General features: G+C 51.7%; 16 protein-coding genes and 1 tRNA gene. 13 read left to right on the plus strand and 4 right to left on the minus strand.

Annotation, left to right across the window (positions count from 1 at the left end):
• Window positions 1-144 precede the first annotated feature (144 nt).
• Entirely contained in the window at window positions 145-873 is a 729-nt protein-coding gene (locus tag DZE2538_RS12190) for a membrane lipoprotein lipid attachment site-containing protein (protein ID WP_050568679.1), read from the minus strand.
• A 748-nt stretch (window positions 874-1,621) separates the two neighbouring features.
• Here DZE2538_RS12190 and DZE2538_RS12195 point away from each other — a divergent pair.
• The 4 genes from DZE2538_RS12195 to DZE2538_RS12210 all read left to right on the plus strand — a co-directional run bounded on the left by DZE2538_RS12195 (window position 1,622) and on the right by DZE2538_RS12210 (window position 5,893).
• Window positions 1,622-2,650, plus strand: coding sequence for an ABC transporter substrate-binding protein (locus DZE2538_RS12195; RefSeq protein WP_050568680.1), 1,029 nt, complete (start codon window positions 1,622-1,624; stop codon window positions 2,648-2,650).
• A gap of 126 nt (window positions 2,651-2,776) precedes the next feature.
• The gene (locus tag DZE2538_RS12200; RefSeq protein WP_019844837.1) at window positions 2,777-3,511 is read left to right on the plus strand and encodes an SDR family NAD(P)-dependent oxidoreductase; all 735 of its coding nucleotides are present in this window, start codon (window positions 2,777-2,779) and stop codon (window positions 3,509-3,511) included.
• Window positions 3,504-4,541 (plus strand): phosphotransferase, encoded by a 1,038-nt coding sequence (locus tag DZE2538_RS12205; protein ID WP_038916473.1) that lies wholly within the window; start codon window positions 3,504-3,506, stop codon window positions 4,539-4,541. The genes DZE2538_RS12200 and DZE2538_RS12205 overlap by 8 nt, the downstream gene beginning before the upstream one ends.
• A gap of 38 nt (window positions 4,542-4,579) precedes the next feature.
• Window positions 4,580-5,893 (plus strand): aspartate aminotransferase family protein, encoded by a 1,314-nt coding sequence (locus DZE2538_RS12210; RefSeq protein ID WP_038916474.1) that lies wholly within the window; start codon window positions 4,580-4,582, stop codon window positions 5,891-5,893.
• Here the strand turns inward: DZE2538_RS12210 and DZE2538_RS12215 are convergent.
• Window positions 5,890-6,582: a GntR family transcriptional regulator gene (locus tag DZE2538_RS12215; RefSeq protein WP_038916475.1), complete on the minus strand. Its 693-nt coding sequence runs from the start codon at window positions 6,580-6,582 to the stop codon at window positions 5,890-5,892. The two genes, DZE2538_RS12210 and DZE2538_RS12215, sit on opposite strands and share 4 nt — an antisense overlap.
• A gap of 272 nt (window positions 6,583-6,854) precedes the next feature.
• Here DZE2538_RS12215 and DZE2538_RS12220 point away from each other — a divergent pair, with 272 nt between their 5' ends.
• Together DZE2538_RS12220 and fdhF are read left to right on the plus strand one after the other, a co-directional pair.
• Window positions 6,855-7,397 (plus strand): 4Fe-4S binding protein, encoded by a 543-nt coding sequence (locus DZE2538_RS12220; RefSeq protein ID WP_016943624.1) that lies wholly within the window; start codon window positions 6,855-6,857, stop codon window positions 7,395-7,397.
• A gap of 34 nt (window positions 7,398-7,431) precedes the next feature.
• Window positions 7,432-9,582 carry a formate dehydrogenase subunit alpha gene (gene fdhF / locus DZE2538_RS12225; RefSeq protein WP_019844833.1) on the plus strand — a complete coding sequence of 717 codons (2,151 nt, stop codon included), beginning with the start codon at window positions 7,432-7,434 and terminating at the stop codon, window positions 9,580-9,582.
• Between the two features lie 89 nt (window positions 9,583-9,671).
• Here the strand turns inward: fdhF and flhA are convergent, their stop codons facing one another.
• Entirely contained in the window at window positions 9,672-11,840 is a 2,169-nt protein-coding gene (flhA, locus tag DZE2538_RS12230) for a formate hydrogenlyase transcriptional activator FlhA (protein WP_050568681.1), read from the minus strand.
• Between the two features lie 914 nt (window positions 11,841-12,754).
• Between flhA and DZE2538_RS12235 the strand changes: the two genes are divergently transcribed.
• Complete coding sequence (locus DZE2538_RS12235) at window positions 12,755-14,044, plus strand: dicarboxylate/amino acid:cation symporter (protein WP_016943621.1); 1,290 nt, start codon at window positions 12,755-12,757, stop codon at window positions 14,042-14,044.
• Window positions 14,045-14,100: 56 nt separating this feature from the next.
• On the opposite strand, the gene hypT is transcribed toward DZE2538_RS12235, so the two are convergent.
• Window positions 14,101-14,994: a hypochlorite stress DNA-binding transcriptional regulator HypT gene (hypT, locus tag DZE2538_RS12240; protein ID WP_026357926.1), complete on the minus strand. Its 894-nt coding sequence runs from the start codon at window positions 14,992-14,994 to the stop codon at window positions 14,101-14,103.
• Window positions 14,995-15,102: 108 nt separating this feature from the next.
• Here hypT and cuyB point away from each other — a divergent pair, with 108 nt between their 5' ends.
• From cuyB to DZE2538_RS21270, 6 genes are all read left to right on the plus strand, one after another.
• Window positions 15,103-15,861 carry a cysteate racemase gene (gene cuyB, locus DZE2538_RS12245; RefSeq protein ID WP_019844831.1) on the plus strand — a complete coding sequence of 253 codons (759 nt, stop codon included), beginning with the start codon at window positions 15,103-15,105 and terminating at the stop codon, window positions 15,859-15,861.
• A gap of 87 nt (window positions 15,862-15,948) precedes the next feature.
• Window positions 15,949-17,022: a LacI family DNA-binding transcriptional regulator gene (locus DZE2538_RS12250; RefSeq protein ID WP_038916476.1), complete on the plus strand. Its 1,074-nt coding sequence runs from the start codon at window positions 15,949-15,951 to the stop codon at window positions 17,020-17,022.
• A gap of 189 nt (window positions 17,023-17,211) precedes the next feature.
• Window positions 17,212-20,322, plus strand: coding sequence for a beta-galactosidase (locus DZE2538_RS12255; RefSeq protein WP_038916477.1), 3,111 nt, complete (start codon window positions 17,212-17,214; stop codon window positions 20,320-20,322).
• A gap of 213 nt (window positions 20,323-20,535) precedes the next feature.
• Window positions 20,536-20,611: transfer RNA gene (locus DZE2538_RS12260), tRNA-Asn, on the plus strand.
• A gap of 179 nt (window positions 20,612-20,790) precedes the next feature.
• On the plus strand, window positions 20,791-22,068 hold the full coding sequence (locus DZE2538_RS12265) for a tyrosine-type recombinase/integrase (RefSeq protein WP_038916478.1): 1,278 nt from the start codon (window positions 20,791-20,793) through the stop codon (window positions 22,066-22,068).
• A gap of 109 nt (window positions 22,069-22,177) precedes the next feature.
• Window positions 22,178-23,593 carry a hypothetical protein gene (locus DZE2538_RS21270; protein WP_236616963.1) on the plus strand — a complete coding sequence of 472 codons (1,416 nt, stop codon included), beginning with the start codon at window positions 22,178-22,180 and terminating at the stop codon, window positions 23,591-23,593.
• The last annotated feature ends 62 nt before the right edge of the window (window positions 23,594-23,655 follow it).

The following is a 23,655-nucleotide window of genomic DNA, read 5'->3' on the forward strand; positions in this document are numbered from 1 at the left end:
AGCGACAGGATACACTATACACCCGCCCCATAAGTCCAAACAAACTGCAATATAGCGCCTACGAACTACGATAGGCGCTAAAAGTAATATCAACTTAGTGGTGACAACTCAGATAACTAATCAGTTCATCTAAAAATACTTTATTCACTCATACTTCTTTTTGAGATTTAACATTTTTTCATTATACTCTTCAGCATTCACCGCACCTCTACCTTGAGTAATAGAAACTGAAGGCAAATATACATTCTCGACTTTTCCACCGTTTAACTCGACATATAATCTATCCGAAACACCTGATTCCGTACCCTTAGCATAGTTATACAATGGAATGTACGATGATGCATCTCTAGAGATAGCGGTCTTGCTGTATACCCACAAAACATTGCCATCATCAGCGAAAGTTTTCAGCCTGGGCTGTCCTAATAAATTTAGTACGGATGACTCGGAATCCCCTTTATTTAGAGTATTAAAGGCATCAATCCTAATATTTAAAGGATCCTTTTCAAATTTATTTTTCTCTCTGAAATTATCAACAAAAATATCATGATTTATCACGAGACCATCTTTATTATATGCCACAACCAATTTACGATGAGCATATGTGCCACCTAAATCATTGAGATGTCCTCTATACGTGGCGATATTATAAACTCCGTTAGGAAATGACTTTGAAATAGAACTCCTCCCCTCTTCCTTCTTATCACCAAATAATTCATTAACCTGCGAAATAGTTGTTTTATTATCAGTAATCTTGGCTTTTATTTGTTGATCCGTTAATGTTTTATCCGCCAACATTTTATTCCCAGACACCCATGAAGAGCATCCAGCCAACATAAGTGCAGCAAAAATTGCAAATACCATCTTAACTTTCATATTTCCTCTCAATCAATACTTACATCTGTGTAGAAAAAAAATAAAAAAAATCCTAGCGAAATCTATCTTTAACGCAAAACCTATCCTATTCAGTAATTTTTTCTCCCTGTTAGTTAATTATAAACCCAACTAATAAAAAACTTACCTCATAAGTAAATAAAATATCGAAATCTAAATCACCATTCCTTTGTGGAAAAAGGGAGATAATCTGACTTTATGGGCAAAAATAATCGCATAAGATAATCAATGTTAATCTGAATATTTTATAATATATGATACGATGAAAGTCCCCACATCTTCAAGATGATAAATAAAAAGATCTTAATATAATCAGGTCTTCAAATCCTTTTGCTTCATCTATATTCTTGCTTGTTACAACCCGGTGTATGTCTGGTTGATGTTAGTAAGCTGATTCGCAACCTACACTAGCAAAATAACCCTGTATCCAAGCATCCAAGATGAAACAGCTTTTCCGGCCACGATAACGCAGGGGATCCTTCTATTACTCTTCAACTTGCTGTTGCACCCACTTACGCCTATTTCCCCAAATAAGTGCATATACCAGTCGTTCACGCATCATGGCGCTATGCCACCACCATCGTCACTAACAGTGAGTTTAAAAATAAGACAATAAAAACAATCAGTTGATTTGGATTTCTTTGTGTCCGATTATTTTTTGGCACATATGATGCATCATACATCATAAAAACAACCACGCTGCATCATTACACACCATGAGGAAAACGCCATGCTGAAAAAACTGATGTTCATTACCGGCCTGATAAGCACTACCTTGGCTGCTCAGGCAGAAACACTCACTGTCATCTCATTCGGCGGTCTGAATAAAGAGGCCCAGCAAAAAGCCTTTTACACACCGTTCCAGCAGGCAGGATTAGGTACGGTAGAGGCGGGAGAATACAACGGAGAAATGGCGAAAATCCGCGCCATGGTACAGACCGGCCAGGTCGGTTGGGATGTGGTGGAAGTGGAAAGCCCGGAGTTGGTGCGCGGGTGCAGTGAAGGATTGTTTGAGACGCTGGACTGGAAAAAGCTCGGTAATGCAGACGACTTTGTCAAAGGCTCGGTATCCGAATGCGGTGCCGGGATTTTCCTGTGGTCAACGGTGATGACCTATAACAGTGACAAGCTGAAAAACGGGCCAAAAAGCTGGGCCGATTTCTGGGATATCCACACCTACCCCGGTAAACGGGCGCTGCGTAAAAGCGCTAAGTTCACGCTGGAGATTGCCCTGCTGGCGGACGGCGTAAAACGGGACGAGGTCTATCAGGTGCTGGCAACGCCAGCTGGCGTGGACCGTGCGTTTAAAAAACTCGACCAGATAAAATCGTCGATCCAGTGGTGGGAGTCTGGAGCACAACCCTTGCAGTGGCTGGTGGCCGGCGATGTCGTCATGACATCGGCGTATAACGGGCGGGTGACCGCCGCACGTAAAGAAGGCCATGATTTCCGTATCGTATGGCAGGACAGCCTGTATGACCTCGATAGCTGGGCCATCGTCAAAGGCAGTCAACATCGCGCCATCGCCGAGCAGTTCATCGCCTTTGCCAGTCAGCCGGAGCATCAAAAGGTCTTTGCCGAAACCATCCCTTACGGCCCAACCAATAAACATACGATGGATACGCTGTCGCCGACGATCGCCGCCGATATCCCTACCAACCAACAAAACCTGGCACAAGCCGTGGGCATTGATACCGCCTTCTGGATCGAGCACGGCGAAGAGCTGGAGCAACGCTTCAACGCCTGGGCCGATAAATAACCGTTAAAAAAATAACTATTTTTCAATTTATTAAGACAAAAATAGACGGTGCAGGTCCTTTACCTCTTGCCCTTACCTGAGTTTGCTATAATTTATGATGCATCATATATCATTAAGGCGATCATCATGTCTGACACGAAAACACTACTACTGACTGGCGCCAGCCGGGGTATTGGCCACGCCACAGTCAAACACTTCCACGCCGCTGGCTGGAAGATTTTCACCGCATCGCGCCAAAATTGGGTGGAAGACTGCCCGTGGGCTGAAGGATTACTGAATCACATTCATCTTGATTTGGAAGATATTACCGCGCTGGAAGCCAGCCTGCCGATGATCAAAGAGCGACTCGGCGGTCAGTTACACGCGCTGGTCAATAACGCGGGCATCTCCCCGAAAGGTGAAGGCGGTGCACGACTCGGCGTACGCGACACCGATTACGCCACCTGGATACGGGTGTTTAACGTCAATCTGTTTTCCACTGCCATTCTCGCCAATGGATTATTTGACGAACTGCGTGCGGCACAAGGCAGCATCATTAATGTCACCTCGATTGCCGGTTCGCGTGTCCACCCTTTCGCAGGGGCGGCTTACGCCACCTCCAAAGCGGGATTGGCCGCATTGACGCGGGAAATGGCGCATGACTTCGGGAAATACGGTATTCGGGTTAATGCCATTGCACCCGGTGAGATCGATACGGCGATCCTGTCGCCCGGCACGCAGGATATTGTCGAGCAGACTGTCCCGATGAAACGTCTGGGCAAGCCAGAAGAGGTCGCGTCGCTGGTCTATTTCCTTTGTACCCAGGGGGCGTCTTACATCAACGGGGCGGAAATCCATGTCAACGGAGGCCAGCATGTCTGATCCGCTCGTCCTGTTCACTACAGAGGTACCGTCACTCTCGGCGGTACAGGCACAGCAGATAGCGCGCCAGCAATACGGGCTGGATGGCAGCATGACGCCACTGCCCGGCGAGCGTGACGCCAACTTTCACCTCGTCACTGCTACCCACGGCCAGTATATGCTGAAAGTGATCAACTCTGCTGAACCCGCACCGATACGAGATGTGCAGACGGAGATCTTGCTTCATCTGGCCCGCGTTGACACCACCTTGCCGGTGCCTCGCATCATCCGTAATCGGTGGGATAATCCCTCCCCTGCGTTGATGATTGACGGACAGATGCACTATATCCGTCTTATCACCTGGTCCTTCGGACAGCCGTTGCACCGGGTGGCGCGCTCGTCAACGCTGTCAGCTCGACTCGGCGATACGCTGGCACAGTTGGATCTCGCCTTGCGAGACTTTAGCCACCCGGCAGCATCGCGAGACCTGTTGTGGGATATCGCCCATCTGGAGCGGATCCATGACTGGCTGCGTTATGTCGAAAACGCACAACAGCGGCAGTTAATTCTCCAGTGGTTGACCCGCTGGGAAACCGCCGTGGCGCCGATTCAATCCAGCCTGCGCCACCAATTGATTCATAACGACCTCAATCCCTATAACGTGCTGGTGGATACCTGCGCCGCGCTACCGCGCATTGATAGCATCATCGATTTTGGTGATGCGTTGTACGCGCCGCTTATCAATGAACTGGCGACCGCGCTGGCTTATCAGGTGGGTGATGAATCCGAGCCGCTGGTGTGGATCCTACCGTTTGTCACCGCCTACCACGCCCGGTTGCCACTCACCGAGCAGGAAATCAGCCTGTTGCCCTGCCTCATCGCCGCCCGGTTGACGCTGACCCTTTCCATCACCCAGTGGCGCAGCGAGCTGTATCCGGAAAACCGCGACTATATCCGACGCAATCTGGAGACCGCCTGGCGCAGCCTGCAACACCTCAGCCGCCAGCCCGAACAGCGGCTTGCCGACCAATTACTGCACGCCTGTCGTTAACGCCACCACTGAGAGGCTATGCCTGATAAGGAATTCCCATGAATACCCGTTCCGCTTCACCTTCATCACCCGAAACCGCGTCAGCATCTGAAACGCTGCTGGCCCGCCGTCAGCGTCTGTTGGGTGCAGTCTACCGCCTGTTTTATCAACAGCCGCTGCATGTGGTTCGCGGGGATGGCGTCTGGCTGTATGACGCTGACGGCAACCGCTATCTGGATGTGTACAACAACGTCGCCTCACTCGGGCATTGTCACCCGGCGGTGGTGGAGGCAATCGCCACACAGGCGGCCACACTCAATACCCATACTCGCTATCTTACTGACGCTATTCTGGATTTTGCTGAAGACTTTCTACAGGAGTTTCCTGCCCCGCTGCAAAACATCACCCTGACCTGCAGTGGCAGCGAGTCGAACGATCTGGCACTGCGTATCGCCCGTTACGTCACCGGTGGTAGCGGTGTCATGGTGACCCGTTGGGCCTACCATGGCGTCACCGCCCAGCTTGCCGGGTTGTCGCCATCACTGGGTAGCGGAGCACCACGGGGCGAGCAAGTCTGGCTTATCGACCCACCGGACGGTTACCGCCGCCAGCCGGGCTGCCTGCTCGCCAGTGTGAAACAGGCGTTGGCGCAAATGGAACAGGCTGGCGTACGCCCGGCAGCGATGTTGTTCGACACCCTATTTTCCAGCGACGGCGTATTCAGCGCCCCGGCACAGGAGGTGCAAGAAGCGGTGCGTCTGGTGCGTTCGGCGGGCGGATTGTTTATTGCCGATGAGGTACAAGCCGGTTTTGGCCGAACCGGTAGCCACCGCTGGGGATTTGGCGCGTATGGCGTGGTGCCGGACCTGGTGACACTGGGTAAACCAATGGGCAACGGCCATCCGGTCGCGGCGGTGGTCGGCAACCCGGCGTGGTTTGAGGCGTTCGGGCGTAATCAGCGTTATTTTAATACCTTTGGCGGTAACCCCGTCTCCTGCCGGGCCGCCCATGCTGTGCTGCACACCTTGCGCCGTGAGCGGTTGCAAGACAATGCCCAGCGAATGGGTCACTATCTGGAGACCGGCTTACGCAAACTGGCCGAGCGACACGGCTGCATTGGCGATATTCGGGTTTACGGCTTGTTCATCGGCGTCGAGCTGGTGACCGACCGGGTAACGCGCCAGCCGGATACCACTGGTGCGACGTACGTGGTCAATGACCTGCGGCAACACCGGATTTTGCTGAGCGCCACCGGGCCTGACGGCAATATTTTGAAAATCCGGCCGCCGTTGATTTTTCAGCCAGAACACGCCGATATGTTGTTGCACGAATTAGATAACGCCCTGAGCAGACGTTTATCCATCGGAGATTAAGAGCCTATCCGTTCGTCGGCCTCAGCGTGGACGGTGGCAATGAATTCAATCATTTTCTGATGCCCGTCCTGAATGTCTGCCTGAATCGCCAGCCGCGCGGCTACCGGGTCGGCGTTTTTCAACGCCACCAGCACCTCCTGGTGGTGGCCGACGGCCATGCGTTCGGAAAAATGGCTGTACGCCTGCGCTATCAGTGGCCCGGTACGCATCCACAAACTGTCGATAAAGCTGCACAGTAGTGGCATCTGCGCCGTGTGCGCCAGCAACAGGTGAAATTCGCTGTTCAGCCGCAACGCTTCGGTAAAGTCGCCGCGTTTAATCGCCGCTTTGTTATTCTCGATGTTCGCTTCAACCTGCGCTAACGCACGCGGTGTCACACAGCGTGCGGCATTTTCAGCCCCCATGCCTTCAATGGCTAACCGCAGTGCGCGAATTTCCAGATACTGCTCCAGCGTTAACGCCGGTACCCGGATGTCACGCGGTGTACGCAACTCCAGCGCCTGCTCCTTCGACAACTGCAAAATAGCATCACGCACCGGGGTGACGCTGGTGCCCAGTTGCGCCGCCAGCTCGCGGATGCGCAGGCGATCGTTCGGTTTGAACTGCCCGGTAATCAGGGCATCACGTAACGTGGCATACACACCGGAACTCAGCCCGGTACGATTGATGGACGCAATCGGATAATTCACGCCTTACTCCTGTTTTTATAGTCCTGATGACTCTTAATCATCATAACGCACTACTGTCGTCAAATCTGCCGAAGGCGGTTGTCGACACTCGACATCCGCCCATTCATCACACCGACATTCACCGATCATTCGTCTTTAATCTTTTATAAATCAAAGCACTAAATCATAAGCATTCATTCTGGCATAAACCCTGCTTTGTGTATGGCGATGTGTCGGTGCCATGCCGTCGACATAACCTTTAGTCAACCAGAGCCGCGGAAGGAGACCCTGTCATGAACCGGTTCGTTTTAGCAGACCCCAAGAAATGTATTGGCTGCCGCACCTGCGAAATCGCCTGCGTGCTGGCCCACAGTGATGGTAACCCGTCGTCACTGTCTGCAGAGCATTTCGCACCGCGACTAAAAGTGGTGAAGGGGCTGAATGTCAGCACCACGATTCAGTGCCGTCACTGTGAAGACGCACCCTGTGCAAATGTCTGCCCTAACGGGGCGATCGTCCATGCCGGCGATCATATCCGGGTGCAGCAAGAAAAATGCATCGGTTGCAAAACCTGCGTAGTGGCATGCCCCTACGGTGCCATGACGGTGATCAGTAAACCGGTAGCGCGTATCAGCCATTATCAGACGCTGGGCAACTGCATCAAGGCGGAAGCGCACAAGTGTGACCTGTGTGAAGGACGCGCCAACGGTCCGGCTTGTGTCGAAGTCTGCCCCACCAAAGCCCTGCACCTGATAAGCAGAGACGACATTCAGGAGATGATCCAACGTAAACAGCGGCGCGCAGCACTGGATGAAGCCGCGGAAATGAAATTCTGAGCGTGCCGTCGGTACGATGAAGGAGAGCAATGTCATGCAGAAAGTGATTACCGTCTGCCCATATTGTGGGTCAGGCTGCAAAATTAACCTGTTGGTGGAAAATGGCAAAGTCGTCGGCGCAGAAGGTGCCAACGGCCTGACCAACGAAGGCGAGCTGTGCTTAAAAGGCTACTATGGTTGGGATTTTCTTAACGATACTAAACTGTTAACCCCACGCCTTAAACAACCGATGATCCGCCGCCAGAAAGGCGCGCCGTTTGAGGTCGTATCCTGGGAAGAAGCCATCGACTTCGCCAGTTCTCGCCTGAAAGCCATCAAAGAGAAATACGGCCCGGACGCCATCATGCACACCGGTTCATCCCGTGGTCCGGGTAACGAAACCAACTATGTGATGCAGAAATTCGCCCGTGCGGTGACCGGCACCAACAACATCGACTGTTGCGCCCGCGTCTGCCACGGCCCGTCGGTTTCCGGGTTGCAGGTGACACTGGGTAACGGTGCCATGAGTAACTCGATTTGTGAAATCGAAAAAACCGACTGCATTTTAGTCTTCGGTTACAACGCCGCCGACTCTCACCCGATCGTGGCGCGTCGCATCATCAAAGCCAAAGAGCGCGGTGCCAAAGTTATCGTGTGCGACCCACGTCATATCGAAACCGCCCGTATCGCCGACCTGTGGCTGCCGCTGAAAAACGGCTCCAACATGGCATTGGTCAACGCGTTTGCCAACGTACTGATCAACGAAGGGTTGTATAACTCGAATTTCGTGGCGCAGCACACCGAAGGGTTCGATGAGTATCGCGCCATCGTGGCGAAATACACCCCGGAATACGTGGCAGATATCACTGGCCTTGACCCGCAGTTAATCCGTGATGCGATTCGGATGTATGCCGCGGCACCGTCAGCCACCATCCTGTGGGGCATGGGTGTCACCCAGTGGACACAAGGGGTGGACGTGGTGAAAGGCCTGTCTGGCCTGGCACTGCTGACCGGCAACCTCGGTCGTCCGAATGTCGGCGTTGGCCCGGTACGTGGACAAAACAACGTTCAGGGTGCCTGCGATATGGGTGCGCTGCCGAACCAGTTCCCCGGCTACCAAAAAGTCACCGAAGCGGACGTGCGTGAGAAATTCGCCAAAGCCTGGGGCGTGCCGTCGCTGTCTGATCGCATCGGCTACTCGCTGACCGATGTCCCGCACATGATCAAAGAAGGCAAAATCAAAGCCAATTACCTGATGGGGGAAGACCCGCTGCAAACCGAGCCAGACTTGTCGGTGGTGCGCGAAACCTTCAACCAACTGGAATTGTTGATCGTTCAGGATATCTTCATGACCAAAACCGCCGCCGTGGCGGATGTCATCTTCCCGGCGACCTCCTGGGGCGAGCATGAAGGGGTGTATTCTGCGGCCGACCGCGGCTTCCAGCGCTTCTATAAAGCGGTGGAACCGAAAGGCAATGTGAAGCCGGACTGGGAAATCATCAGCCTGATGGCTACCGCCATGGGCTATCCGATGCATTACAACAACACTCAGGAAATCTGGGATGAGTTGCGTAACCTGTGCCCGCTTTACTACGGTGCCACCTACGAGAAAATGGCCGGACTGGGTTATATCCCGTGGCCGTGTCTGACCGAAGACAGCCCCGGTACACCGTGGTTGTACGCCGGTAACAAGTTCGACCGCCCGAACGGTAAAGGGCTATTGTTTGCAACAGAATGGCACCCGCCGATGGAGCAAACCGACGCCGATTACCCGCTGGTGCTCTCCACCGTGCGTGAAGTGGGCCACTACTCTTGCCGCTCCATGACCGGTAACTGTACCGCGCTGCAAACACTGGCAGACGAACCGGGTTACGTGCAGATGAACCCGGAAGACGCCGCTAAACTGGGCATCCGTGACCAGCAACTCACCTGGGTAGCATCACGCCGTGGCAAAGTCATCAGCCGGGCGATGGTCAGTGAACGCATCAATAAAGGTGCGGTTTACATGACTTATCAGTGGTGGATTGGTGCCTGTAACGAGCTGACACTGGATGAAGTTGACCCGATCGCCAAAACCCCAGAGTACAAGCACTGCGCGGTGAAACTGGAACCGATCGCCGACCAGAACTGGGCGGAAAACTATGTCAGACAGGAATACAGCGCCTTGAAAGCCCGTCTGCGTAAAGAAGCCGAAGTAGCGGGTTAATCCCTCTCAGCCCTCTCCATCCGGAGGGGGCTGCTATTACGCCCCTTCCCTTTCTGCTGTCACCATCTTCTACGCTATCACCGTCGTCGTTACGAAATCCCTTCAATTTCCCGGGCGGAAATCCCCATACGCTGCATACGCGACAATAACGTGGTGCGTTTAAGGCCAAGGCGTGCCGCCGCGCCTTTCGGGCCTGCGACAATCCCATTGGTTTCCCGTAAAACCCGGATGATGCGCTCGCGTTCTGACTCGTCATCGGCTTCCAGTGGCCCAGGCGTAGGGTCAACCATCGGCATGATATCGTGGTACGAAGGCTTGGGCACATCCAGCGGCGACAAATGGTGCTGGAGTTCATCCATATGCAAGTTGAGCGTGGTACCGCGTGTCAGGATCACCGCCCGCTCCACCACATTTTCCAGTTCCCGCACGTTGCCGGGCCACGGCAAGCGACTCAACTGACGCAGCATATCGGAAGGGATACTGTCGATAGTACGGTTCATACGACGGGCTATCTTGCGGGTAAAAAACTTCACCAGCAGCGGGATGTCTTCCGGTCGCTCACGTAATGGCGGAATAACGATGGGGAACACATTGAGGCGATAGTAGAGGTCGCTACGGTACTCACGGTCCGCCACCATTTGTTTCAGGTCACGGTTAGTCGCCGCAATCAACCGCACATTCACCGGGATGATCTTACTGCCGCCCAGCCGCTCTATCTCCCGCTCCTGTAACACCCGCAGTAGTTTAGGCTGCAACTCAAGCGGAATATCCCCGACCTCGTCTAAAAATAACGTGCTGTTATCCGCCAGCTCAAAGCGCCCCTGGCGCTGGCTGGTCGCGCCGGTGAACGCCCCTTTTTCATGCCCGAACAGGTCGCTTTCCAACAGGCCAGAAGGAATCGCCGCGCAATTCATTTTCACCATGCGTTGTGATTTGCGCTGGCTCAGGCTATGGATAGCGCGGGCAATCAACTCTTTCCCGGTGCCCGTTTCTCCCAGAATCAACACCGTACTGTCACTGGCGGCGACCATCGCTACCTGTTCCAGTACCTGCCGAATCGCCGCGCTACGGCCGATAATCTCGCCAAACTCATCACCGCTACGCTGATGAATGTGTTCAGTCAGTTGCTCGGTCAGGTAGAAGTTTTCATGGATTAACGAATCCTTCAGCCGGGTAATCTGCTCATAGGCCAGTGCGTTATCCAACGCAATGGCGATGCGGGCGGCAATCTGCCGCAGCAGCCGCAGGTCCGCCTCGCTCACAGCAAGCGCGGTGCGATGCGCCAGCTCCAGCACACCGAGTGTGCGGTTGCCGAAAGCCAGTGGCAACAAACACACATGAGACAACTCACGGTCAAACCACTGACAAAGCGGACGCGGGTCTTCAGCCGCCAGACAAGTCGGCACCTCTAACAACTGCGGCTGATGTTGCGCCATCACGCTGTCAGCCAGCGTTTGCTCTCGCTCCACCTCGCCTTGTACCGTTTTCGGCGCACCGGAGGCCGGATACACCGTGGCAAGATACTTCAGTGGGTTGTCTCGCTCTTCGCCGTCTTTCAGCACCAGTGCGATAAAATCAATCCCGAAGAAGCGGTGGATCTCGCGCGACACCTCCAGCGCCAGCGCTTTCAGCTCCAGTTTGGAAATCACGGTATTGGTGACATCCACCAGAATACGCAAATGATCCCGTTCGTGGCGCAACCGCTCTTCTTCCTGCAACACCTGCTCACGTTCACGAATATTTTCCACCACCAGTGCCACCACACCTGCCAGCGCCTGAAAGAAATCCAGTTCGCTGTCAGTAAAGCGGCTGCCGTCGGTTTTGAGAAATTCGACCCCGCCCAACACACGCTGGGTGCCGCGCAACGGCAACTGGCAATAGTCGCTTAACCCGGCGTAGGCAGGCAGATCGGTCAGATGGGGGAAATCGCGCTGAAAGTGTGTCCGGTCACAGTGCAGCACGGTTTGGGTGCTCCACACGACCCCGCCGGGGCCATTGGCCAGCAGAATCGCCTCTTCGCTGCACAGCGTCCGCCCGGAGTCACGATCGTGGCGGTAGAAATGCATCTGGTTACGCAAGGGGTCAAGCAGGATGACGTTGACGCGACCAAACCGCACTACCGAGAACGACACACCGTCCAGGCACTGCAGCAGATCAGGTAGGGTGCGCTGTTGCAACAGCGACTGAGAAATTTTCAACAAGGCATCCTGCCAGAGAATAGACAGCCGGGACGGGGAGTCTGTCAGTCGTGTCGCCATAACCACCGTAATCCAATCTCCATAGATAGTGTGGGGAAATAGTGTAAGTGCTTCACTGGTGAAATGACACGTCACCTCACCAATAGCTTGATCTGAATCGTGCTAAACCGGGGTTAGCGCGCCACAACCGGTTACCCGATGAGCGGTGATCAGTGGTCAGATGGATAATAATAAGAATTATTTATAATTAAGGCTGCAAACGGTGTGATTATCATCACCTTCCCTCATGGCGGCAAGTGCGTTTGCGCGTTTTATCTTCTCTTCCCGATAGCATAAAATTCAACCACATTAAAACCCGACCGCAACATTCCAATTACATGCAGGAAATGAAAACAACATTTGTGTTCCATTTTTACGCAATACAGGCAGGTGATTAAATTTACTGTCATTTTTATTTCATGGTCAACATCACTCGTCGTCCTGGGTCCGATTATATTTTTATAAATACGAAGGGTAATTCCTGTTTATTAATCCAACACGTTATCAATCAATAAAAGGTGCATCCTCCCTTATCAATAAATCCCCCGGCAATTATTGGTGATATTGCTGATTCAGGCCAAGATATAAGAAAAAATTATGATTAGTACAAAAACCACCTATCACCACAAAAACAATTAATCATAATTAATTGAAAATAATGACTTTATTGGAAGATCACCAACGACAGCCAGTTAGACCTTTCGTGATGAATAACGGGAAAATAACGTATTTTTGGCCCGATTAAGTGATGCGTTTCATTTTATTCGCAGAAAAAAAGGGAAAAGCTCGCAATTCGTTGTAATATTCGGCGCGGCAGACACAGCACCCCACAAACAAATCAGGGTATCGGTCCACGCATGTCTTACGGCATATCTGACCGCTACGCTGCAATAACACTGGTGTTGTCTGGGTACATTCATCAACATGAGGTTTATATGCAAAGGCAGAAGTTATTAATACAGATAATGCTGGCGATCGTGCTCGGTATTCTGATTGGCTGGGCATGCCACACTTATCTGGATGGCGCCCGCGCCAAAGAAGTGGCGTCGTACTTTAATATGGTTACCGATATTTTCCTGCGTCTGATCAAGATGATCATTGCACCGCTGGTATTCGCAACCCTGGTTTCCGGCCTGGCCAGTATGGGTAACTCTTCTGCCGTAGGTCGCGTCGGTCTCAAAGCCATGACCTGGTTTGTTACCGCATCTTTCCTGTCATTGCTGATAGGTATGATGCTGGCGAACTTCTTCCAGCCAGGCACCGGCATGAACCTGGTGGCTTCGGCCAGCCATGTCACTACCGGCCTGAATACCGATGGTTTCACACTGAAGAACTTCATCAGCCATATCTTCCCGAAAAGTATCATAGAAGCGATGGCTAACAACGAGATCCTGCAAATTCTGGTGTTCTCGCTGTTCTTCGGCTCGGCGCTGGCTTATGTCAAGCACCACAACAAACAGGCCAACTTCATTCTCTCTACTATCGAAGAGCTGGCTAAAGTGATGTTCCGCGTCACCGATTACGTAATGGCGCTGGCACCTATCGCCGTCTTTGCCGCTATCGGTTCTGCCATCACGACTCAGGGTCTGGGGCTGATCTATGACTTCGGTAAGCTGATTGGTGAGTTTTACCTGGGTCTGGCGCTGCTGTGGGCGGTGTTGTTCCTGGTAGGTTACGCCTTCCTCGGCCGCTCTATCGCCGTGCTGGCGCGCCTGATTCGTGAACCCACCATGCTGGCCTTCGCGACCGCCAGCAGCGAGTCCGCCTATCCGAAAACCATGGATGCGCTGACCCGTTTCGGTGTACCGAAGAAAATTACCAGCTTCGTGCTGCCGCTGGGTTACTCCTTCAACCTCGATGGCTCTATGATGTACCAGTCATTTGCTATCCTGTTCATCGCTCAGGCCTACAATATTGATCTGAGCATGACCCAGCAAATCCTGATCCTGCTGACGCTGATGATCACCAGTAAAGGGATGGCGGGCGTTGCACGTGCTTCTGTTGTCGTAGTTGCCGCCACGCTGCCGATGTTCAACCTGCCGGAAGCCGGTATCCTGTTGATTCTAGGCATCGACCAGTTCCTGGATATGGGCCGCACCGCGACCAACGTTATCGGCAACAGTATCTCTACCGCCGTGGTGGCCAGTCTGGAAAAAGACATCACCGACGACGAAGAAGAAACCGAGCCGGAAGTGGTGTTGCAACAGGCCAGACAAGACGCCTGATCCAGTCCATACCTCCAGCATTTGAACGCAGACAGCGGCCACTCGGCCGCTGTTTTTTATAGCGCCGTTCGCAACGCCGTCATGGCCCGCCAGAACGATTCCGACGCCACATTTAGCCGCGCATCCAACCGATACAGATACACCTGCATCTTCATCACTGCGTTATCCAGCTTCAACACCGTCAGCTCTTTGTTCGCCAGCTCATCGCGGATCGAGTAATCCGGCAGCCAGGCGATACCGTGCCCCTGCTTCACCATACGTTTGAGTAAATCACTCATTGAGGAGACAAAACTCACAGTAAAACGCTCCGATGCCAGCGTGGAAAGGTAGCGATTGACCTGACGGCCCATATAACTGGTGTCGGTGTAGTTGAGCAGCGGCAATGTGGCGGCCCGCACATCAAAACGCGGTTTACCGAGCGCATCACAGGCGCAAACCGGATACAAGGTAGAATCCATAATGCGGGTATGACGAAACGGTTCTGACATCAATTCCTCGTTATAAAAAGAGAAAATGAAGTCACTGCGCCCCTCTTTTAGGTTGAGAACTGCATCATCGACATCGATGGATTCGACATAGAAGATTTTCTCTTGCACATCCGGCACGCTTTTCAGCAATTCCGGCATCACAAACACCGACAGCGAATGCGCTGCGGCAATCGTTATCTTATTTTTATAGTGACTGCCGCCGTGCAATTTATGAATCTGGTATTCCAGATCATCGAGGGTATTACGGATGTGGGCATGAAAAATCTTACCCTGTTCGGTCAGTTGCAACGGCTGTGCGCTGCGATCAAACAGGTCAAATCCTACGGCCTCTTCCAGCGCCCGAACGCGTCGGCTAAACGACGACTGTGAGATGTTACGTGTCTCCGCCGCCAGGGTGAAGCTACGGTGTTCCTCCAGCGCAATGAAATCATATAACCATTTGGTTTCAATATTGTTTAGCATCATCAACCGCCGTTTAAAAAACGCATTCTACGCATAATGTGTATAGCGTTATGCAAAACATACATAGAGGATGGGAATTTCGCAATTCACATTTCCAGGCGCTGTGCGATGATTTTTCCACTCCAGACTATCCGCAGTGAGGCGCAAAACGTGAACCCTGTAATCGGAATTCTTGGCGGCATGGGGCCGGGTGCCACCGTAGACGCTATGCAAAAACTTATCCGGCAGACCCCGGCGCGTAAGGATCAGGAACACATTCCGATGATCGCCGTGTCTATTCCGGATATTCCGGACCGTACCCAGTGCATTCTCAATCACAGCCCGTCGCCGCTGCAAAAGATGATTGAGTACATGAGAATTCTGGAAAATGCCGGGGCCACCTGCATCATCATTCCTTGCAATACTGCGCACTACTGGTTCGACGATTTGAAGCGGCATACTCAGGTAGACATGATCAGCATTATTGATGCCGCCTGCCAGCAAGTCGCTGAACAACGCGTCCATCACGTCGGTATTCTGGCGACGACCGCCACCGTGCGCGGCAATATCTACCAGCATGCGCTCAGTGGTCAGCAGGTGCGTTGCACCCTGCCTGATGAGGCACAGCAGCAGGCGGTCATGAACAGTATTTATGCTTATAAAGCAGGCGATTTCAGCCAGTCTCGCGCACTACTGCTGCCGGTCGTCGATTCGCTGCGCCAGCAAGGGGTAGAGAAAATCATTCTGGGTTGCACCGAGTTACCGCTAATTCTGGAGGCAGAAGTGAGCGCCACACCCAATGCCTATCTGGATGCCACCGATGCGCTGATCAAACAAACCATCGCCTGGTATTACCGGCAGGTAACGCATCCCCTCGTTGCGGCGTAATTTTTCTCTGTTGACCACGGTATGCGCTCACCAGCATTTGTTATGATAACGTGAGGTGACAATGCAGGGACCGACTAACAGAGCATCATGAAAGCAAAACCAGTAACGCTCAATGACGTGGCAGCTTACGCCGGTGTGTCATATCAAACCGTTTCCCGGGTGCTGAATCAGGCGCCTCATGTGTCGATACGCACGCGGGAAAAGGTGGAACAGGCAATGGCCGCGCTCCACTACATCCCCAATCGGGTAGCGCAGCAACTGGCGCGCCGCAGTGCCACGACCATTGGGTTGGCGACAATCGATCTATCGCTGCATGCGCCATCCCAAATCGCCGCCGCCATCAAAACGACCGCCAGCGAGCTGGGATTCACGGTAGTGATCTCCATGTTGCGCGCTGCCGATGGTAATGATGTCCAGCGTGCCGTTAACGAATTACTGTCACAGCGGGTAGATGGCGTGATCATCAACGTCCCACTGGAGCAAGAAGAGGCGGAGCGCATTCATCAGTTGTGCGCGGCCACACCGGCGTTGTTTCTCGACACGGCACCTACCGCCAACCTGCCCAGCGTGATGTTCGACCCGCAACAGGGCGCGAAGCTGGCTATCGACCATCTGGTAGAAATGGGGCACCGTCGCATCGCCTTGCTGACCGGTCCGCAAAGTTCGGTGTCGGCGCGTTTGCGTTACGAGGGCTGGCAGAAAGCGCTAGCCGCCAACCTGTTAACCCCTTGCGCTATCGCCGAAGGCGACTGGAGCGCCAGCTCAGGGTATCAGCAGGCGCATTTACTGCTGGCAAACGCAATCCGCCCCACAGCTATCGCCGTCGCCAACGACCAAATGGCGCTGGGCGTTCTGCGGGCGATTCATGAATACGGCTTGCGCGTACCGGAGCAGATCTCGGTCATTGGTTTTGACGATACGCGTGACAGCGCCTATTTCCAGCCGCCGTTAACCACCATCCGTCAGGATTTCAGGCAACTGGGCCGGGAAAGCGTCAACCGGCTGCTGGATTGCCTGCAACACCCGCACACACCAGCCCCACTGCGGTTAAAAACGACCCTGATACCACGTCAAACCACCGCGGCCTGGCGCCCTTCCACCCTGTCGCCACAGGATGTCGCCCAACAGTTGATTAGTCTGGCACGGCAGTTACAGCGTTAGCCGTCCCCCTCGGATGCCGGTTTTGTGATCGATACCACTTTCCGGCATCGCTGCACTTTACTCATATTCGGCAAGCCGCGATCCTGACAGTAAAATTGTGAGCGGATCACAATTTCATTTATCCGCTCATCAGTTGTTTTCAGTCATTCACTTGCAGCCAACTCTGCCAATAAAAGGAAAGCCTGTTTTATGTCTACTGTTTCCGCTTATGTTCCGCTATCCGGCATCTCGCTGGCGGATATTCTGGCCAGACGCGACTGGGAAAACCCGGCCTGCCCGCACATCCGTCGCCTGGACGCCCATCCTCCCTTTTCCAGCTGGCGCGACCTGAATGCAGCACGCAACGATGCCCCTTCCGACCGGCGTCAGTTGCTGAATGGCGAATGGACCTTCAGCTATTTTTCTCGCCCGCAAGCCGTACCAGAACAGTGGCTGACAGAGGATTTACACGATGCCGATCGGATTACCGTTCCCTCTAACTGGCAGTTAGCAGGATACGACGCGCCGATTTACACCAACGTTAAGTACCCTATTCCCGTCAACCCACCGTTCGTCCCCGAAGACAACCCTACCGGATGTTACTCGCTCACATTTTCAGTCGATCCCGACTGGCTGACGCAAGGGCAAACCCGCATCGTATTCGACGGCGTTAACTCTGCGTTTCATCTGTGGTGCAACGGCCAATGGGTCGGTTACTCTCAGGATAGCCGCCTGCCAGCGGAGTTCGACCTGACACCTTGTCTACAGGTGGGCGAAAACCGCCTGGCAGTGATGGTGCTGCGCTGGTCTGACGGTACCTATCTGGAAGATCAGGATATGTGGCGCATGAGCGGCATTTATCGTGATGTCTACCTGCTGCATAAACCGACGGTACACCTGCGCGACGTGCAACTCACCACGCCGTTACGACACAGCTACACCCAAGGTACGTTGTGCGTGACGGCCCTCGCCAACCTGCCGGAAGACCAGACTGAACACTGGCAACTGGCGGTACAGTTATGGCGGGGCGAGTGCCTGGTGGGCGAACAACGCAAACCGTTCGGCACCCCGGCGATAGATGAGCGCGGTGCCTATCACGACAGGGTGAGTCTGCAACTGGAGGTGGCGCAGCCCGCGTTGTGGAGCGCGGAGGAACCCAATCTGTACCGGGCGGTGGTGGCGCTGGAGTGCGACGGCACCCTGGTGGAAGCAGAAGCCTATGACGTCGGCTTTCGCGAGGTCACCATCCGTAACGGCTTGTTGTTACTCAACGGCCAACCGCTACTGATCCGCGGTACTAATCGCCATGAGCACCATCCGCAGCACGGTCAGGCGATCGATGAAGCGACTATGCGGCAGGATATCCTGTTGATGAAACAGCATAACTTCAACGCGGTACGCTGCTCCCACTACCCTAATCATCCGTTGTGGTATCGGCTGTGCGACCGCTATGGCTTGTACGTGGTCGATGAAGCCAATATCGAAACCCACGGCATGCAGCCAATGAGCCGCCTGTCCGACGACCCACGCTGGTTACCCGCTTATGCCGAACGCGTCACTCGCATGGTACAACGCGACCGTAATCATCCCTGCATTATTATCTGGTCGCTGGGCAACGAATCGGGCTACGGCCACACCCATAGCGCGCTTTACCAGTGGGTGAAACAACAAGATCCCACCCGACCGGTACAATACGAAGGCGGCGGTGCTAATACACCCGCGACCGACATTTTGTGCCCGATGTATGCCCGCGTCGATCAAGACCAGCCCTTCCCCGCCGTCCCGAAATGGTCAATCAAAAAATGGATTGGCCTGCCGGGTGAACACCGTCCGCTGATTTTGTGTGAATACGCGCACGCGATGGGCAACAGTTTTGGCGGATTTGACCGCTACTGGCAGGCATTCCGCCAGTACCCACGTCTGCAAGGCGGCTTTGTCTGGGACTGGGTGGATCAGGCGCTGCTGCGTGAACAAGACGGCAAAACACACTGGGCCTACGGCGGTGACTTTGGTGATAAACCTAACGACCGTCAGTTCTGCCTCAATGGTCTGGTGTTCCCTGATCGCACACCACACCCGGCGCTGTACGAAGCCCAGCGCGCCCAGCAATTTTTCCAGTTCAGCCGCCATGACGATGCCCCGCTGACGCTGACTGTCACCAGTGAATACCTGTTCCGCCACAGTGATAATGAAGAACTGCACTGGCGCATTATGCAGGATGACGTGCTACTGGTATCAGGCCGGCTACCGCTCGATATCGCACCGCAAGGGAATCAGACAATTACCTTGCTGGAGCAGGTGCCTGCCCCGCAGCACCACGCCGATATGTGGCTGACCGTAGAGGTGATTCAGCCGAACGCAACCGACTGGTCACCGGCGGGTCATCGCTGCGCCTGGGATCAATGGCAGTTACCGATGCCGCTGGCACGTCCGCTGCCACCTGTTCATGATGGCAAGTGCCCATCATTGAGCCAAACCGATGAGCAATTCGAGGTCACACTCGGGCAACAGCGCTGGGTGTTTAACCGCCATAACGGCTTGCTGACACAGTGGTGGCGTGATGGGCAACCCCAGTTACTCAGCCCGTTGCAGGATAATGTGACACGTGCAGCACTGGATAACGACATCGGCATCAGCGAAGTCGACCGTATTGACCCGAATGCCTGGGTAGAACGCTGGAAACTGGCCGGATTGTACCAGTACGACACCGACTGCCAGTACATCCACGCCGACACCCTCAGCGGCAGCGTACTGATCACCACCGAGCACATCAGCCACTATCAGCAACAGGTGTTGTTCATCAGCCGTAAACAGTGGCGAATCGACGCGCGCGGCGTATTGACGGTAAATGTCGATGTCGAGATTGCCCGTCACTTGCCTTCACCAGCTCGCATCGGCCTTTCCGTGCAACTGGCGGCAGTCAACCCACAGGTCAGCTGGCTGGGGCTCGGCCCGCATGAAAACTACCCTGACCGCCTCCTTGCCGCGCTACACGGCCGCTGGCAACAACCGCTGGAAGCAATGCACACGCCGTACATTTTCCCATCGGAAAACGGCCTGCGCTGTCACACCCAGGAATTGTGCTACGGCGACTGGCTTATCGAAGGGGATTTCCACTTCGGCATCGGCCGCTACAGCCAGCAACAACTGATGTCATGCACCCATCACCATCTGCTGCAACCAGAAGCCGGCACCTGGCTTAATCTGGATGGCTTCCACATGGGTGTTGGCGGTGACGACTCCTGGAGTCCCAGCGTTGCCCCAGACTTCCTGCTGACGGCCCCTCGCTACCGCTACCAGTTGCAACTGCGGTTACGGTAGTTTCTATCCCACTTAGCCCTGGCGGGCTGGCAGCATTCTGTTGCTGTCAGCCCGTTGTTTTCCATCACCACGCAACGAAAATGCGGCTTTATCGCCGCAATCATGTGAAAAAAACGGCATATTGCGCATTCCCTCACCAAACGCATCAAAAATGTGGTTTACACCTTTGACATGCGTGACGGACCCCGTTATTATGCGCCCCGTTCCAACGATTCCTCTGTAGTTCAGTCGGTAGAACGGCGGACTGTTAATCCGTATGTCACTGGTTCGAGTCCAGTCAGAGGAGCCAATTTAAAGAAAGCAGACGTTCACCGACGTCTGCTTTTTTGCTTTTTATCAATGGGTTACTCCCTTCTTTAAGTTCACCTTCATCCATTCAAAATCACTCGAAGCCATACCCATTTGCTGGTAAAAATACTGGTAAAGCTGGTTCGATTTCGTTTTTACCAGCAATCGGAGGGAACCGTCATGTCACTTACTGATACTAAAGTAAAAAATGCCAAGCCGTCAGAAAAGGCGGTGAAGCTTACTGACGGGTTCGGCCTCTATTTGCTGGTGCATCCCAACGGTTCAAAATACTGGCAGTTAGGTTATCGCTTTGAAGGGAAACAGAAGGTCTTTTCCATTGGCGTCTACCCGGCTGTTTCACTGGCTGATGCAAGACAACGACGCGATGACGCCAAAAAGCTGTTAGCGGCTGGCATTGACCCCAGCGCTAAAAAGCAGGCAGATAACAAAGTGGTTCAGGAAAAGCGTAACAACACTCGCGCTTTCAAAACGGTAGCCAGAAACTGGTTTGCCACCAAAACCACATGGTCGGAAGATTATCAGCGTTCTGTCTGGACCCGTATTGAAACCTATCTGTTTCCTGACATCGGTAACAAGGACATTGCTGAACTGGATACAGGCGACCTGCTGGTTCCCATCAAAAAGATAGAAAAGCTGGGCTATCTGGAAATCGCTATGCGGGTGAAACAGTACGCTACTGCCATTATGCGTTATGCCGTCCAGCAAAAGATGATCCGCTTTAACCCTGCCTATGATTTGGAAGGTGCGGTTCAGAAACCACAGACAGAGCACCGCCCCGCTATCGAGCTGGAAGAGATACCTGCCCTACTGGAACGCATTGAAGGCTATCAGGGGCGTAGCAGGCTGACCCTGCTGGCGATGAAACTCACTCTGCTGATATTTATTCGCTCCAGTGAACTCCGCTTTGCCAGATGGTCAGAGATCGATTTTAACAGTGCCTTATGGGTTATCCCTGAACAGCGTGAAGCCATTGAAGGGATCAAACATTCAGGCCGTGGGGCTAAAATGCGCAGAAAGCATTATGTTCCCTTGTGCCGTCAGGCGCTGGACATTCTAAAAGAGCTAAAAAACCTCACCTATGACGTTAACGGTGACGACGGCTTTATCCTGACGGGCTGTTATGATGCGATGAAGCCAATGAGTGAAAACACCATTAACAAGGCTCTGCGTAAAATGGGTTATGACACCAAAACCGATCTGTGCGGCCACGGCTTTCGAACGCTGGCGTGTAGTGCGTTAATCGAATCGGGTATCTGGCCTGAAGATGTGGTTGAGCTTCAAATGAGCCATATGGAAAAGAACAACGTTCGCGCTGCCTACCCCCATAAGGCCAAACACCTTGAACAGCGCCGCCTGATGCTGCAATGGTGGGCTGATTTTCTGGATGCTAACCGTAACGGTATGATCAGGCCGTTTGAGTTTATTCAGGGTGCATAATCGTTATCACCATTATCAAATTTTTGCTTATTCAGAATTAACATCGTAAAATCCATCAGAAAATGAAAGTTATTATTCGTTTAACATTATAATCAAAAGGAATTAAATTATGAGTGAACACATTTCATATAAACATGATAAAATATATCGGATAACAGATAATTTATTAGAACGTATAGAAGATATAATCACTAAAAAAAATAATTTGGTTGAGAATGTAACTCTTGATGGACCAGATGAATATGGAAAGAAAACAATCCAATATTTAATGAATGTGAATATTAACGATCTAGAATCTATTATGAGCCTAACATTCACACTGAATTCCACTGAAATATTATCAATTGAATCAAGCCTGAACAAAACAGAGGATGAAGTACCAAAACTTCATTTGAAATATTATATTCTTGATGTCATTAATGATATTTTAGGAAGCAATCAAAATAAAGAAACAGAAAAATACACCATCAGAACATACTCCCATTATTTTAACTCGCATCCAATAAGACAATCCTATTTAGTTAGTCCAGAATTTAAGACATTAATTAAGCCTTATATTTTGACAAGTAAGCAGGAATCACTGACAGAACAAATAATTATGTTTGATATTGAGGTGGATGCAATAAATATTGATCATGCAAGAAGCCTTGCATACAATCACACTGCAAATATTAACGCTTACTTATGTGTGTTACTTGACGTCAGCTTTGAAATGCTGAATTCAGAATTCAGAATATTTACAATAAAAAAAGAAAACAGTTTTGAATTGAACAGATATAGAACTGGTTTTATAGATTACGAACTTAATTTAATTGTAAAAGATAACCATTATGGTTTAAAAAACATAAATAACCTCGATCATGTTAACTCTTTTCAATCAGGGCAATGGACTACGAATTTTGCCTATCATAATGATGATGGAATATTAGTATATGATAATAAAATGTATATCCAAGATACTGTTTCAGATGACAAGTATCTTGATACTATTTTTAGAGAACATAAAATAGAAAAACCTAGATATGATAACAATACAAAACCACCTGTAGTACATCTTCCCAAAAATGCACATTATCCATCACAAGAAATTTTTGTTCCAACATGCATAAGAAGTTATTTCAGAGAAATATCTAGTTTACCCCCACAAGAAAAATCTTTTTTTACTTCTTTTTGTCGCATGTATAACACTGCATTAAATCTTGCAAGGAATAATGCCACTACGGAAATATCTTATAAAATATGTGCCATTGAAACTTTAGCGAAAACAGAGGGTATTAGCTTCTCTGATTTCATGAAAAAATATAGCAATTTAGATTTCAATAAAGAGCTATCAGATTACTTTTACTCAGTAAGATCAAGCCATTTTCATTCGGGGAGATTCCATTTTGGCGAATTTAATATAAACTTACAAAGAAATATAGATTTTGCATTTAAAGAAAGAAATATGGATTATTTAACGTTCAATAATTACATACGATATGCCATAACAAAATGGATAGAAAAAAAGTTACTCAAAATAGATTGAACACTAAATGCCCATCGAATACAAAGGGCTGAAAGGCCCTTTTATCTGCCTCTGTAAGGCAC

This window comes from Dickeya zeae NCPPB 2538 (genome assembly GCF_000406165.1).
Lineage (GTDB): Bacteria > Pseudomonadota > Gammaproteobacteria > Enterobacterales > Enterobacteriaceae > Dickeya > Dickeya zeae.

Excerpts from the sequence above, each read along its gene's own strand:
- DZE2538_RS12190 (WP_050568679.1), bottom strand. The coding sequence starts at position 873 with ATGAAAGTTAAGATGGTATTTGCAATTTTTGCTGCACTTATGTTGGCT.
- DZE2538_RS12195 (WP_050568680.1), top strand. The coding sequence starts at position 1,622 with ATGCTGAAAAAACTGATGTTCATTACCGGCCTGATAAGCACTACCTTG.
- DZE2538_RS12200 (WP_019844837.1), top strand. The coding sequence starts at position 2,777 with ATGTCTGACACGAAAACACTACTACTGACTGGCGCCAGCCGGGGTATT.
- DZE2538_RS12205 (WP_038916473.1), top strand. The coding sequence starts at position 3,504 with ATGTCTGATCCGCTCGTCCTGTTCACTACAGAGGTACCGTCACTCTCG.
- DZE2538_RS12210 (WP_038916474.1), top strand. The coding sequence starts at position 4,580 with ATGAATACCCGTTCCGCTTCACCTTCATCACCCGAAACCGCGTCAGCA.
- DZE2538_RS12220 (WP_016943624.1), top strand. The coding sequence starts at position 6,855 with ATGAACCGGTTCGTTTTAGCAGACCCCAAGAAATGTATTGGCTGCCGC.
- fdhF (WP_019844833.1), top strand. The coding sequence starts at position 7,432 with ATGCAGAAAGTGATTACCGTCTGCCCATATTGTGGGTCAGGCTGCAAA.
- flhA (WP_050568681.1), bottom strand. The coding sequence starts at position 11,840 with ATGGCGACACGACTGACAGACTCCCCGTCCCGGCTGTCTATTCTCTGG.
- DZE2538_RS12235 (WP_016943621.1), top strand. The coding sequence starts at position 12,755 with ATGCAAAGGCAGAAGTTATTAATACAGATAATGCTGGCGATCGTGCTC.
- hypT (WP_026357926.1), bottom strand. The coding sequence starts at position 14,994 with ATGCTAAACAATATTGAAACCAAATGGTTATATGATTTCATTGCGCTG.
- cuyB (WP_019844831.1), top strand. The coding sequence starts at position 15,103 with ATGATTTTTCCACTCCAGACTATCCGCAGTGAGGCGCAAAACGTGAAC.
- DZE2538_RS12250 (WP_038916476.1), top strand. The coding sequence starts at position 15,949 with ATGAAAGCAAAACCAGTAACGCTCAATGACGTGGCAGCTTACGCCGGT.
- DZE2538_RS12255 (WP_038916477.1), top strand. The coding sequence starts at position 17,212 with ATGTCTACTGTTTCCGCTTATGTTCCGCTATCCGGCATCTCGCTGGCG.
- DZE2538_RS12265 (WP_038916478.1), top strand. The coding sequence starts at position 20,791 with ATGTCACTTACTGATACTAAAGTAAAAAATGCCAAGCCGTCAGAAAAG.
- DZE2538_RS21270 (WP_236616963.1), top strand. The coding sequence starts at position 22,178 with ATGAGTGAACACATTTCATATAAACATGATAAAATATATCGGATAACA.